Origin of the sequence: Bacillus sp. 22483, from assembly GCF_052044605.1 — a bacterium.
In the GTDB taxonomy this organism is placed as follows: domain Bacteria; phylum Bacillota; class Bacilli; order Bacillales; family Bacillaceae; genus Bacillus; species Bacillus altitudinis.
Genome location: NZ_JBQENU010000008.1, coordinates 33,395 through 46,509, shown reverse-complemented (window position 1 = coordinate 46,509; position 13,115 = coordinate 33,395). Strand labels below are relative to the sequence as shown.

The 13,115-nt window shown below is 40.7% G+C and carries 15 protein-coding genes; 3 read left to right on the top strand and 12 right to left on the bottom strand.

Features of this window, described 5'->3' with window-relative positions:
• Positions 1–65: 65 nt before the first annotated feature.
• From ACTJJQ_RS13030 to ACTJJQ_RS13020, 3 genes are all read left to right on the top strand, one after another.
• Entirely contained in the window at positions 66–836 is a 771-nt protein-coding gene (locus ACTJJQ_RS13030; protein WP_017358711.1) for a SurA N-terminal domain-containing protein, read from the top strand.
• 218 nt (positions 837–1,054) lie between these two features.
• Positions 1,055–2,389: a glycerol-3-phosphate transporter gene (gene glpT, locus ACTJJQ_RS13025; RefSeq protein WP_008343899.1), complete on the top strand. Its 1,335-nt coding sequence runs from the start codon at positions 1,055–1,057 to the stop codon at positions 2,387–2,389.
• Positions 2,390–2,481: 92 nt separating this feature from the next.
• The gene (locus ACTJJQ_RS13020; protein ID WP_035702984.1) at positions 2,482–3,363 is read left to right on the top strand and encodes a glycerophosphodiester phosphodiesterase; all 882 of its coding nucleotides are present in this window, start codon (positions 2,482–2,484) and stop codon (positions 3,361–3,363) included.
• 40 nt (positions 3,364–3,403) lie between these two features.
• Here the strand turns inward: ACTJJQ_RS13020 and ACTJJQ_RS13015 are convergent, their stop codons facing one another.
• The 12 genes from ACTJJQ_RS13015 to ACTJJQ_RS12960 form a co-directional block, all read right to left on the bottom strand.
• Entirely contained in the window at positions 3,404–4,792 is a 1,389-nt protein-coding gene (locus tag ACTJJQ_RS13015; protein ID WP_035702983.1) for an amino acid permease, read from the bottom strand.
• A 219-nt stretch (positions 4,793–5,011) separates the two neighbouring features.
• Positions 5,012–5,770 (bottom strand): DUF4097 family beta strand repeat-containing protein, encoded by a 759-nt coding sequence (locus ACTJJQ_RS13010; RefSeq protein WP_098681028.1) that lies wholly within the window; start codon positions 5,768–5,770, stop codon positions 5,012–5,014.
• A 27-nt stretch (positions 5,771–5,797) separates the two neighbouring features.
• Positions 5,798–6,469: a hypothetical protein gene (locus ACTJJQ_RS13005; RefSeq protein ID WP_048001360.1), complete on the bottom strand. Its 672-nt coding sequence runs from the start codon at positions 6,467–6,469 to the stop codon at positions 5,798–5,800.
• A 28-nt stretch (positions 6,470–6,497) separates the two neighbouring features.
• Positions 6,498–7,130 carry a TetR/AcrR family transcriptional regulator gene (locus ACTJJQ_RS13000; protein WP_008343904.1) on the bottom strand — a complete coding sequence of 211 codons (633 nt, stop codon included), beginning with the start codon at positions 7,128–7,130 and terminating at the stop codon, positions 6,498–6,500.
• 129 nt (positions 7,131–7,259) lie between these two features.
• Positions 7,260–8,150 (bottom strand): helix-turn-helix domain-containing protein, encoded by an 891-nt coding sequence (locus tag ACTJJQ_RS12995; RefSeq protein WP_081114861.1) that lies wholly within the window; start codon positions 8,148–8,150, stop codon positions 7,260–7,262.
• A gap of 93 nt (positions 8,151–8,243) precedes the next feature.
• Positions 8,244–9,188: an alpha/beta fold hydrolase gene (locus ACTJJQ_RS12990; RefSeq protein ID WP_440600262.1), complete on the bottom strand. Its 945-nt coding sequence runs from the start codon at positions 9,186–9,188 to the stop codon at positions 8,244–8,246.
• Between the two features lie 55 nt (positions 9,189–9,243).
• Positions 9,244–9,543 carry a hypothetical protein gene (locus ACTJJQ_RS12985; RefSeq protein WP_017366494.1) on the bottom strand — a complete coding sequence of 100 codons (300 nt, stop codon included), beginning with the start codon at positions 9,541–9,543 and terminating at the stop codon, positions 9,244–9,246.
• Positions 9,540–9,758: a helix-turn-helix transcriptional regulator gene (locus ACTJJQ_RS12980; protein ID WP_017358703.1), complete on the bottom strand. Its 219-nt coding sequence runs from the start codon at positions 9,756–9,758 to the stop codon at positions 9,540–9,542. The genes ACTJJQ_RS12985 and ACTJJQ_RS12980 overlap by 4 nt, the downstream gene beginning before the upstream one ends.
• A gap of 184 nt (positions 9,759–9,942) precedes the next feature.
• Positions 9,943–10,548 (bottom strand): ABC-2 transporter permease, encoded by a 606-nt coding sequence (locus ACTJJQ_RS12975; protein WP_008343909.1) that lies wholly within the window; start codon positions 10,546–10,548, stop codon positions 9,943–9,945.
• Complete coding sequence (locus ACTJJQ_RS12970; RefSeq protein ID WP_369456748.1) at positions 10,532–11,407, bottom strand: ABC transporter ATP-binding protein; 876 nt, start codon at positions 11,405–11,407, stop codon at positions 10,532–10,534. The genes ACTJJQ_RS12975 and ACTJJQ_RS12970 overlap by 17 nt, the downstream gene beginning before the upstream one ends.
• Before the next feature lie 5 nt (positions 11,408–11,412).
• Positions 11,413–11,784, bottom strand: coding sequence for a GntR family transcriptional regulator (locus ACTJJQ_RS12965; protein ID WP_017366490.1), 372 nt, complete (start codon positions 11,782–11,784; stop codon positions 11,413–11,415).
• A gap of 174 nt (positions 11,785–11,958) precedes the next feature.
• Positions 11,959–13,086, bottom strand: coding sequence for a DUF418 domain-containing protein (locus ACTJJQ_RS12960; protein WP_440600261.1), 1,128 nt, complete (start codon positions 13,084–13,086; stop codon positions 11,959–11,961).
• Positions 13,087–13,115: the final 29 nt, after the last annotated feature.

Below are 13,115 nucleotides of genomic sequence, written 5' to 3'. Positions count from 1 at the left end.
TATTTTTCCTCTAAAACGGTTAGAATGCGCACTAGATGTTCTCATACCGAAGGGAGAGAAAATAATTGAAAAAAGTATCATATACACTCATTGCTTGTCTGTTATCAGTGGGGCTTGCAGCCTGCTCATCAAACGATGCGAAACAGGATAAGCAAAACGATTCAGCCAATAGCAAGGAAACAACACAGGCTGACCAAAAAGAGCAGCAAAAGCAAATGGAAGAGATGCAAAAGAAATTAGACGCACAAAAAATTGATGATCAAAAGGTCGTTGCGACCGTCAACAAAGATAAAATCACAGGAAGTGAATACAATAGCGCCCTATCAACCATTCAAGGTCAACTTCAGCAGTCAGGACAAGACCCAACATCTAAAGAAGGCGCAAAAGCTGTCAAGAAGCAAACCATTGATGCGCTCGTAGGTCAAGAGCTCATCCTGCAAGATGCTGAGAAGAAGGGCTATAAAGCCTCTGACAAGCAAGTCGATAAGCAGCTAAAAGAAGAAAAGAAACAATTTAAAGACAATGCTCAATTTGAAGAAGCACTCAAAAAGAGCGGACTGACAATGGATCAGCTAAAAAGTGATATTGCCGACAGCATCAAATACAGCCAATATGTCGACAAAGAAATTAAATCAGCCTCTGTGTCTGAAAAAGACGTCAAAGCGTACTATGACCAATACGCCGAACAAATGAAAAAGCAAAAACAAAAAGCACCTGATTTCAAAGACGTCAAATCACAAATCAAGAAGCAGTTAGAATCTCAAGAAAAACAAAAAGAAGTACAAAAAGAAATTGATCAACTAAAGAAATCTGCAAAAATTGATGTATCAATTTAACCACTATTAAAAATCCGCCATTGTGCGGATTTTTTTCATGACTTCATGAACTGTTTTTCCAAAATAATGACAAAAGCCTCATCATAAACATCTTCTCCATCCGATATGATGGGAGTACAAAAGAAAGCGTTATCAATTCTTTTGTCTCTGAAAAAGTACAAGATCAAAGACAGACCTCGTACTTTTGTTTCAGTCATATCTACAAGAGGAGGATGTTTATGTTCAAATGGTTTAAACCGGCTCCGCATATCGACAGGCTCGATGATGCCAAAACAGACGAAACCTATAAACGGCTGCGGCTGCAAGTCTTTTTGGGAATCTTTATCGGATATGCGGGCTACTATTTGTTGCGCAAAAATTTCGCATTTGCCATCCCTTATTTACAGGAAGAGGGGTTCACAAAAAGTGAATTAGGCTTTGTACTGGCGGCTGTTTCAATCGCTTATGGATTTAGTAAATTCATTATGGGGATGATCTCAGACCGGTGTAACCCAAGATACTTTTTAGCCGCTGGACTCTTTCTATCAGCTCTTATCAATATTCTTTTTGTCTCATTTCCATGGGTGACATCCAGTGTATGGATCATGTTTTTATTCATGTTCTTAAACGGCTGGTTTCAAGGAATGGGGTGGCCGCCATGCGGACGAACGATGGCGCATTGGTTTTCGGTGAGTGAACGTGGTACGAAAATGTCGATTTGGAACGTCGCTCACAATATCGGCGGGGGGATTCTTGCACCGCTTATTACATTAGGAATTGTTTTGTTTGCGACGTGGAAAAGTATCTTTTTCTTCCCTGCCATCATCGCCATTATCGTCTCCTTCGTCATCATTCTTCTCGTACGGGACACCCCGCAATCCGCTGGTCTTCCGCCAATTGAAGAATACCGAAATGACTATCCGGCACAACAATATGAAGATCAAGAAAAAGAATTAACCGTAAAAGAGATTTTGTTTAAATATGTACTCAACAATAAATTCCTTTGGTATATCGCCATTGCCAACGTCTTTGTGTACTTTGTCCGTTACGGGGTCGTAGACTGGGCACCTACCTATTTAACAGAAGCAAAAGGATTCTCACCAGAGCATTCACGCTGGTCTTATTTCCTTTATGAATATGCAGGCATCCCTGGTACATTATTGTGCGGGTGGATTAGTGACCGCTTCTTTAGAAGCCGCCGCGCACCTGCTGGCGTCCTCTTTATGATCGGCGTATTAATTGCGGTTCTTGTGTACTGGTTAAACCCTGCTGGCAATCCAATGGTTGATAACATTGCCCTCATCAGCATCGGGTTTTTAATTTACGGACCCGTCATGCTCATTGGACTGCAAGCCATTGATCTCGCTCCGAAAAAAGCCGCTGGCACTGCTGCCGGGCTGACAGGATTCTTTGGATATATTGGTGGCTCTGCTTTTGCTAATGCCATGATGGGTGTCGTCGTCGATCACTATGACTGGACAGGAGGTTTCATTTTACTAGTTGGTTCTTGTATCCTTGCGATTGTGTTCCTCGCCATGACATGGAATACAGGAAAGCGCGTAGAGCAAGCTTAATGAAAATCACATAAAAGATTCATCTCCGCCCAACATGCCCTTTACATCTATTTCTTATGATGGAGGCAGTTACCGTAAAAGGAGGATAAAATATGAAGAAAAGTAGATTACTTGCTTTCGTGTTACTCTCTTTTGCTTTACTGTCTTTTGGTTGGGTTCCGACCACCATATCGGCACATGAACATCTTTTATCTCCAGATCGCATTTTAACCGTTGCACACCGCGGAGCATCAGGGTATGCCCCAGAGCATACCCTAGCTTCCTACAAGCTCGCCACAAAGATGAATGCAGATTACCTCGAACTCGACCTTCAAATGACAAAGGATGGACACCTCATCGTCATGCACGATGAAACGGTTGACCGGACGACAAACGGAACAGGCTGGGTCAAAGACCTCACACTTGCCGAAATCAAACAGCTTGATGCCGGTGCATGGTTTAACGAAGCCAACCCCGACAAACAAAATGCCCACTTTATTGGACAGCAAGTCCTCACATTAGATGAGGTATTACGTTACTTCGGTAAACGAGAAAATTATTATATTGAAACCAAAAAACCAGACATCTATCCGCAAATGGAAGAAAAACTATTGGCCGTCTTAAAGAAACATCATCTTCTTGGAAAACATACGAGAAAAGGGCAGGTCATCATCCAATCTTTCAGCCAAGAAAGTCTATTAAAATTGCAGAAACTCGCCCCTCGACTTCCAAAAGTACAGCTTTTAGACAGGGCGCAAATGACATCTATTACAGATGATCAGCTCGACTTCATCAAAACGTATGCAGTGGGGATCGGACCGAATTTTAGAGCTTTGACACTTGAAAATGTACTGCAGGTCAGAAGCCATGGACTCCTCCTTCACCCATATACGGTAAACAGCGAAGCAGACATGACACGTCTTCTGCAATACGGCGTCACTGGTCTTTTCACCAACTTTCCAGATGTCTTTCAGCGTGTCAAAGCTTCTCTGTAAACGACAAAAGCCTTGCGGGTCCACTCCGCAAGGCTTTTGATTATTTCACCGTTTGATCAGAAGAAGCTGTTTCAATCGGTTTTCGTTTACCAATTCCGAAGATGAAGAAGCTAAGCGCTACAACAATCAAGAAAACAATCCCCACAATAAGAGAAATACGTGTATCCTGATTAATGAGCATAAACACAAGAACCATCAATAAAAAGCCAATCGTAAGATAATTAGAAACTGGTGCTAGCGGCATCTTGAATGGATGCTGATCAAGCGCTGCCCCTTTCGCTTTTCTGAAGCCAATGTGACTAATTAAAATCACAAACCAAGGCACCATACCAGGAAGGACACTCGCACTATACACATAAACGAAAATGTTTGGCGGAGAAACATAGTTTAAGACCACCCCAACCGCTAAACCAATCAGCACAGCAAATGTCCCAAAATACGGTACACCATTCTTCGAAATTTTTGTAAAGAAAGCAGGTGCCTGTCCATTCACACCTAATGTATAAAGCATACGTCCCGCACTGAAGATTCCACTATTACAGCCGGACATCGCTGCTGTAATGACAACAAAGTTAATAATACCTGCTGCTGCCGTAATTCCAATTTTCGCAAACGTCGCCACAAATGGACTGCCGAGCGTATTCAGCTGATCCCACGGATACACCGTCACGATGACAAAGATCGCACCGATATAGAAAATCAAAATACGCCAGATGATGCTTTTGATGGCATTTGTCAGCGTCTTTTGTGGATTTTGCGCCTCACCTGCAGTAATCCCAATGAGCTCTACCCCTTGATAGGCAGCAATCACTAGGGACAATGCAAACAAGAAACCGCTAAATCCACCTGTAAAGAATCCGCCGTGCGCCCAAAGGTTAGACAAACCAATCGCTGTTCCACCATTGCCAAACCCAAAGAAAATAATGCCTAAACCTGCAATGATCATTAAAATAATCGTCACAATCTTGATCATCGCAAACCAGAATTCAAACTCACCGAATGACTTAACCGAAATCAAGTTGGCCGCACCTAAAATGATCATGGCGATTAATCCGGGAATCCACGCCGGTAACTCCGGGAACCAATATTTCATATAAGCGCCTACGGCGATAATCTCAGACATTCCAACAATGACCCACTGGAACCAGTTACTCCAAGCTGTCATATACCCCGCAAGCGGATGAATATATTGATGCCCAAATGTAGCAAACGATCCCGTACTCGGTTCAAGATACAACATTTCTCCCATCGCACGCATAATAAAAAAGATAAAAATACCACACACTGCGTACGCGAGAAGAACCGATGGACCTGTCCATTGAATGGCTTTAGCTGACCCCATAAATAAGCCAACACCAATTGTGCCGCCAAGCGCAATCATTTGAATATGACGAGCACTTAACCCTCTCTTTAATTCCTTTTGAGCCACTTCTATTCCCCCTCATCAACAAACAACATAAAAAATAAAAAATCAGAATTTTCATTCTGATTCAAAATCTTCAATCTTTCGATGTATATTATCATAATAAATCTACCCTTAAAAAACAATTGTTTTTTTGAGGAAAACACTATTAACAAAATATTCTGACATAAAAAGATATTCAAATTATTTTATATTGATATATCGAATCAGAGGATCATCATCGCTTCAATGACCATCACTTAATAGAAAAGAACCTCCCCTTATATCGACCTCAAAGCTTTTCCCTCCATTTTTATAAACCATTCTCTCCTGATCATCAACACAAGGAAAGTCATTGTGAAACGTACCTGATCTTTTCTTCACATAACAAGTAAAACCATCATTTTCCGGAATTGCCACTTTGACAGATGATCCAGTTGACGTCGATTTGAGCGAATGCAACATGGCCTTTGAATGTATCTGTACCCTTCTTCCTATTAAATTCAGATCAATATCTGAAAAAGCACCTACCATCTCCACTTTTGACGAAGTAGTACGCAGGCTCATTGTCTGCGTGTTGAGCTGTTGACTAGAGATAAATCCACCCACTGTCTGCAAGCGCAGATGCTTGATTTCTCCCGTAAACATGGACTTTCCAGAAATCAATTGGCAGTCCGCCTCCTTCACCTTCAGTCCATCCAAGAATAGATTTGCTCCTTTACAATGAATAGACAAGGACTGCAACTGTGTCCGTGGGAGGTAAATCTCCAAATCCGTCTTATGAAGATGAAGACCCAAGCTGACCGCTCTTTTTCTCTTATCTTGAATGACCAGCCTACCTCCCTGCACTTGATGATGCAGTAAATACCGATGGGGGAATACATGATTGGTGGTCTGCTTTATCAATACATAAGGATGATCATGGTGATGAAGGCGAACATCTCCCACCAGCCAGTTTAAAGAAAGTTGCGCTATGACTTCTTCAATTCGAACCGTATGCTTCACATGTCTCCCTCCTTTTCCCATCATGAATTACCTCGTTTGCATCCGGCCGATGCGGCTCCACAATTCCAAGATCACAATGAGGACTGCTGCAATCATCACTCCTGACAGGATGAGGCTCATTTGATCATTGCCATAAATGGCGAGCGATACATTTCCTAAAACAGCACATAAAACAATTGCAGTCAGGACGGTCATCAAAACAGATTTCTTCCTCAACCCTATTCTCATCGCAATCATCCCAATCGCATGGACACACCCAATAAACACAAAGTACGTTTTCATCAATTGCAATAGAGCACCTGCCGTCAACGTATCGTGAACTATAGGGAAAAACATTTCAGTCACACTAAACACAACAAACGAAGGAATGATACTGCACATCATCGCAAACGTTGAAAGGCACACCATCCATATCATATGAGAAAGGAATCTCACTGAATTGGATGTGCGTTCCTGATAAACAGTCTTGCCTACACGCCAATACAGCATAGCTGTGATGATAGAAAAAAAGATCATCCATACTGTACTCGTTAACAAATAAATATTCGTATATTGCTGAAAACCCGGTTCGCGTTCAATTTTTGCAGCAAACGCAATAAAATAGATGAATACTAGCAGCACAATACTCGCGATGAAACTAGCTTGAATATACTGCTTCATGTGACCTTTTCTTAGCTCAACCTTCATAAAATGAATCATACGTCATCCTCCTATCAGTTGGCATTCTTTATCTTTCGGGCAGATCATACCCGCCAATTTCAGCATAGTGCGCTGTCACCTTTTGAATAAATAGATCACTCACAATATCCACGCCAAGCCCCTTCATCATCTGCTTTAAAAAACACAAACGCTGGACCGTTTCTTCATGATTGCGTACAAACAATGTGGGATTCAACCATATATTCACAAGAAGCAGAAATACTTCTGCCACTTCACCAGGAAACGCAGTTTCCATCGAACCATCTTCAATCCCTTCAATGATTAACTGTTTGATTCTCAAAGCATCCTGATTGACACCTGTCTTCATGCCTTCAATCACAAATTGCGGATTTTTCATCTGATCAACCAAGATCCCATCAATCGAATGAGACTGCGGGTCTGCCACAAGCTGCTCCAGGATAAGCTGCAGCTTCTCTTTCGCATGAGCTGCCTCCGTATGCTCAATTAACTCCTCAAGCTTCTCGGTTGCATAACGAAACTGCCGATCCATCACGCCGCGTAATATTTCATCCTTCGATTTAAAATGATGATAAATAGCCCCTTTAGACATATTCAATTCATGGATAATATCTTGCAAACTTGTCTTTTCAAATCCCTTTTCCTGAAACAACTTTGTCGACACGTCCAAAATTTGCTGCACCGTCTTTTCTGGATACTTATTTCGCGCCAGTTCAAACGCCTCCTTTTACATACCGACCGTCGGTATGTTTATTTATATTTTTCATTATAAACGGTTCATGCAGATTTGTATACAACAAAAAAAGACCGCTCACACGGTCTTCTCAAGCTCAAAATGCAAATTCATCGGCACATCTGGCAGAGCCGAGGCCTCCTCCATATTCGTCGTAGGTGTTTTCTCATCCACTTCCTCAAATCGAAAACCGTCAGCCCAGACTGTTCCATGACCGCTGAGTAACACTCCAAAATGAATGGATTCACTGCGCGTAGGAACATCTAATACGATGGCATATTGATTCCATTCCGTAGAATCTGTCACAGGTCGATTCTGCATATTATCAAACTGCACCGTATCACCCTTTCCGTCATCTACCCGCATCCAAATTCCTGCTGAAGATACATTCTCTGTTTTCAAGAAAGCAGAGAGCTTCAACCGCTTACCTGCATACTCTTTTGCTTGAAACCCCTGCATCATCGTCGCAAACTGTCCTTCTTGTACGCCTTCTTTAGATGATAAAACACCTGATTGCTTTCCCGTATGAAATTCTGCTGTATCAACACCCATCTCATACATATGCGGATGTGAACCACTCAAACCCCAGCCAGGTACTGCTTCATGTAATGTCATCGAATCTTCCTCCTTTTTCATTTGCATGTCTCTCATCATGGACCTGTACATTCCGGGAGGTAAGGAATACAGATGCTTAAAAGCACGCGTAAAGGCTTCCTGCGATTGGAATTGTAACGAAAAAGCGATGTCTAAAATCCCCTGATCCGTATACAAAAGAAGCTGTGCAGCCGTAGCTAATCTTCGTTTCCGCACATATTCCCCCATCGACAGCCCGGTTTCTCGTTTAAACACACGCAGCAAATGAAAATGTGAATATCCTACTTTCTCAGGCACCTGTCTCAGCGACAGTTCATCCATCAAATGCGACTCCAAATAAGAAATCACCTCTTGCGTCACCCGACTATACATCATCTCCCTCACCTCTTCTTGATCATAAAACAAATCAGTTCACTCGTTTTGATCAAAATTGCGATGTTTCATCTGTCCAGCTGAGGAGGAAAAACGCTAACGTGAGCGCTCGTTGTTCGATAGAAACTCCCTCACATCATCTGCGATTTCTTTTGATTTCGTATGATGCAAATAATGGCCGCCTTTGAAAGTAACGATTTTTCCGTGGTCTACATTTTTCAGCAGCTCTTCATGCATTGGTTTCCAGTTTGGTGTTTCTTTCTCCGTTTGATCCACTAGATAGAAAGCAACAGGAAGCTTCTTAGGGAAATGTAGACGTTGAGCGTTTTTAAAATTGTTTCTAAAGTTTTCTGCCTCACTAGCTTGGCTTTCATCCAAAAAATTTCGGAAAGTCAGCATTTTAATCTGAGCTTTCGTTTGATCATCTACTTTAGGCATCACCAGTTGTTCTGGATTCATTTTCACTATCAATCTGTAAAAGCCGGATTGATGAAGCAACTGTAAGCTGGAGACTGGCAATTCATCCGTTTCCTGTTTAGGAACACTCGTATCAATGCCGACAAAGGCTTGGACTTCTTTTTCGTATTGATTCACATATTCTAATCCATAAATGCCAGAAATCGAATGACCCATCAGCGTATATTTTTTAATGTTGAGTTTCTGCAAACATTCATGAATCTCATCCACAATGTTTTGACTTGTCCTTACTTTATCTGTGTCGTCACTTAAACCATAACCAAACGGTTCAATCACTACGACTCTATAATATGGCGATAACTCCTTGACTAACGGTTCAAAATCCAGCACGGGTGAAGCAGTTCCATAGCCTGGTAGAAGGACAATCGTTTCTTTCCCATCGCCTTGAATGAGCACATTCATCTGCTTCCCATCCACCAAAACCTTTTGCCCATAATCTTCTATTTTCCCCTGTTCTCTTTCATTACTAATTAGATTCACAACATAAACACTGGCTACAAATACAACCAAGACAGTCAGAATGGTACATAGAGCAATCAGCATTATTTTCAGTAATTTTTTCAATATTTTTTCTTCCCTTCATGATGAAGTACCCTAGCTTGCATCCGCAGATGAAAGATTAGTATTTTCTTTCACAATAGATAATGCCAATTGTATTTGCGCAAACACTTGATACATACATAAACGTAATCGCTATATAAAACCATTCCGTTGGAGATGATAATTCATGAACAAAAGCTTGAATGACAGCCACCAATATATAGGCTAATGCCACACCTACAATTGAAAAACTTCCAGCTTTCGCTAAAATAAATTGACCCCGTTCATCCTGTTTATATTCACGGCTTTTCTTAAATTGAAAGACCGTACTTAAGATAGAAAGGATAATTAGAGAATAAAGTATGATCGTTGTCATCATCGCTGTTGTTCCTCCTTGTCGACCTCTTGAAAAACGTCATATAAATCAACTTCAAATGTTCTCGCAATTTGAAATGCTAGTTTTAAAGACAAAGAATATTTACCATTTTCAATCGCTGCCACAGTTTGACGAGTCACACCTAACTTCTCTGCCAAATCCTTTTGTGTCCAGTCTTTTTCTGCCCGTAATACTTTCATTCTATTTTTAATTTCCATTTCAGATTCCTTTCTTAAAGGATGTTTTATTTAACATAATGTTAAAAATAATTAACATTATGTTAAATAACAATAACCTGTTTTCTGCAGGATGTCAATTTCACCGGATGCAAAAAAGAATCATCCATTTTGAAAGGCCTACCTCAAAATGAATGATTCTCTATAAATGATGTGATCATCTGATTTAAAACACTTTCCTCTGGTAAATCGCAGTAGAAAGTCCCCAAGATAGCAAGTAGATGAGCATAATCAGTACAGTTGACCCCGTATATACAATAGGGATCGATAAATTCATGATAAAATCAGTGATCCCACTGAATTGCTCTGCTAAATAGAGAACAACAGGCGGTCCCATAGCAGATAATACGATAAAGCCAATGATCACTGCCGTTGTGATATAACCAGGCTTTAAGATATAAAACAACGGAAACGTACATGCTGCGAACAATAAAAACAACCCGCTGCCAATCGCAATATCTGACAGCGAAAACAGCTTCCCAAACACAAATAATGCAGCACTTGTCAGCACGATCGCAATACTCATATAAAAAATGGCGCCAAGATAACGTGATGCGATAATTTCTTTACGTGTATAGGGCAAGGAATTTAATAGAATATTCGTTTCTGCCTTCTCATCATAAGCATATGTGTTAAATGGAATGAAGACGCTAGCGACTAGAAACGTTAATACTGGATGGACATCCATGAAAATGAAAAATAAGATAAACGGAATAAAAATAAGTAACTGCTTCTTTTGCAAAATCACATCACGCTTAATTAAATGAAACATGCGCAATCCCGCCTTTCAAATAAAACATGATATCCTCAAGCGACGCCGGTTCAATCACAACAGCATCCCCAAAAATAAGTTTCACCTCATCAATCCGATCTGTTAATGCTTCAAATCCGGCTGCCGTACGCTGAATATGGATAAACGCCTTTTCTGTGTCTCGATCCAGCAAATCAAGGCTCCCCTTCACCAGCGCATAATTCTCCGCCACCTCATGAATCGACTGTTGAAAGACCAATCTTCCATTTTGTATAAACGCAATATAATCCGCAATCCGGTCTAAATCAGTCGTCATATGCGTTGAGAAAAAAATCGTTCGATTTCCATCAATCATCAATTCTTGTAACGTGCCGAGCAGCTCTCTTCTAAAGACCGGATCTAAACCAGCAGTTGGTTCATCCATAATAATCAGCTCTGCATGGTGCGACAGCGCAATCGCAAGCGATGCCTTCATCTGCATCCCTTTTGAAAATGTTTTAATCGCTTTATTCAGCGGTAGGCCAAACTGTTCAATATATTGATAAAAAAGCTGGTCATCCCAGCGTTTATAGGCAGGTGCCACAATTCGTTTGATGTCTTTTAAATTCAATCCTGGGAAAAAAACGTTAGCATCGTAAACAAAGCCAATTCGTTCCTTAATCTCTTTTTCATGGGTGCAATAATCTAATCCAAAAATATCAACCTCACCAGAATCTGGTTTTAACAAATTCATGATCATTTTAATCGTGGTCGACTTACCGGCTCCATTTTCTCCAATAAACCCCGTAATAAAGCCCTTTTTGACCTGTAAATCGAGATTCTGCACAGAAAAGTCTTTGAACCGTTTTGATACTCCTTTGAATTCAATCACGTGCTCCACTCATCTCACTCCTCATACAAGAACTTTAATAACTGCTGCAATTCATCAAAAGATAAGCCTAATTCCTTGCCGTTTGTAACAACCGCTCCAAGCTGTTCCTCAATCACCTTCAATTTTTTCTCTCTCATGACCTCTAGGTTTTGCTCCGCAACAAACGATCCCTTCCCTACAATCGAATAAATAAATCCTGCCTTCTCTAACTCTTCATATGCACGTTTTGTTGTGATAACGCTAATTTGTAAATCCTTCGCCAGCTTTCGGATAGACGGCAGGGCTGCACCTTCTGCAAGCTCCCCCGTTAAGATCAACGATTTGATTTGCGTCGTAATTTGCTCATAGATAGGCTCCTTAGAATGGTTAGAAATCGTAATTTGCATATAAAAAACCTCTTTTTTCTGTACTGGTATTCGCAATGAAATATTGTATATACACTATATATACATTATATACACACTGAAAAAATATTCAACTCCTTTTATGAACTTTTTTGAATGCGATCCAACTAAAAAACCGCACAGCTCTTCAGCCATGCGGTTCCTCAACAAATCAATCTATCTCCAATACACCCATTTTCCCATAAGCCATTCCACAGGCCCTCTTCTCCACTTTTTCAAATAGAGATAGCTGATGAACAGCTGAGCTGTGTAAAGTCCAACAGCAAGTACCAGCCCAAACATTGAGCCCATTTGTCCGAATAACCCAAGTCCGTAAGAATAGAAAATCGTTGTACAAATAATAGATTGAGCCAAATAGTTTGATAAAGACAATCGGCCCAGTCCTGCAAGCAGACGTTTCAACCCTTGTGCAGCATTTGAATAGTAGAAGACAATAAAAGCTTGAATATAACCGATCGTCAGAACATAGGCTCCTAACGTCAACACCATTTCACTCCAAGGAGCATCACTGAACGTTGCACATTTTAAAGCGAGCCCGATGATAATCATCCAAACCCAGCCTTTACGATAAGCCATGCCTCGATCTTCTTCTGTCAAATGACCTTTTTTCCCGATCGCCATGCCAAGCAGTGCAAATGGACCGATCATGATAGGAGCATAGAGAAGACTTAAAATTGGTGTCAGAGTAAGTGTTACAATTGCCATAATGATGGAGACGATTACCATATCATCTTCGATTGTAATCCGGCTCAATACAATATCGCCATATGTACCAGTTCCATATACATTTGTTAATAATTCAGAATTTCCGTAAATAAAATTCATTAGAGATGGATAAATCACTAAAGATACGGCACCTAAAATACCCGACCATATAAACACTGTTTTGATTCGGCTGTGTATAAACATCATTAGGAAAAACGTACAAGCTCCATAATAGAGAAGAATGTCACCATTCCAAATAAAGATTAAATGCAGCATCCCAAGCACAATAAGACCAAAGCCGCGGCGAACGACGATGGCATTCGTATTAAGCCCCTTGGCCTTTGTAGATTCAATCAGTTTGATAAAAGAATACCCAAACAAAAAGGAGAAAATCGGATAAAATGACCCCTGGAACAAGATCTCCGTCACATATACCCCAAACTCCTGTCCCCATATGCTCGGATCAAACATCTTCTCAAAATCATAATCATATTGAAAATTAAGCATATTCACAATCAAAATACCTAATAAACTAAAACCACGTAAACTATCAATAAACTCAACCCTAGATCCCTTCAACACGACAGCTCCTTCGGAAAATATAAAAA

Bases quoted from the DNA above. Each gene is read 5' to 3' on its own strand.
- glpT (WP_008343899.1), top strand. From the start codon at position 1,055: ATGTTCAAATGGTTTAAACCGGCTCCGCATATCGACAGGCTCGATGAT.
- ACTJJQ_RS13020 (WP_035702984.1), top strand. From the start codon at position 2,482: ATGAAGAAAAGTAGATTACTTGCTTTCGTGTTACTCTCTTTTGCTTTA.
- ACTJJQ_RS13005 (WP_048001360.1), bottom strand. From the start codon at position 6,469: ATGATTCATTTTATGAAGGTTGAGCTAAGAAAAGGTCACATGAAGCAG.
- ACTJJQ_RS12995 (WP_081114861.1), bottom strand. From the start codon at position 8,150: ATGATGTATAGTCGGGTGACGCAAGAGGTGATTTCTTATTTGGAGTCG.
- ACTJJQ_RS12985 (WP_017366494.1), bottom strand. From the start codon at position 9,543: ATGATGACAACGATCATACTTTATTCTCTAATTATCCTTTCTATCTTA.
- ACTJJQ_RS12980 (WP_017358703.1), bottom strand. From the start codon at position 9,758: ATGGAAATTAAAAATAGAATGAAAGTATTACGGGCAGAAAAAGACTGG.
- ACTJJQ_RS12975 (WP_008343909.1), bottom strand. From the start codon at position 10,548: ATGTTTCATTTAATTAAGCGTGATGTGATTTTGCAAAAGAAGCAGTTA.
- ACTJJQ_RS12965 (WP_017366490.1), bottom strand. From the start codon at position 11,784: ATGCAAATTACGATTTCTAACCATTCTAAGGAGCCTATCTATGAGCAA.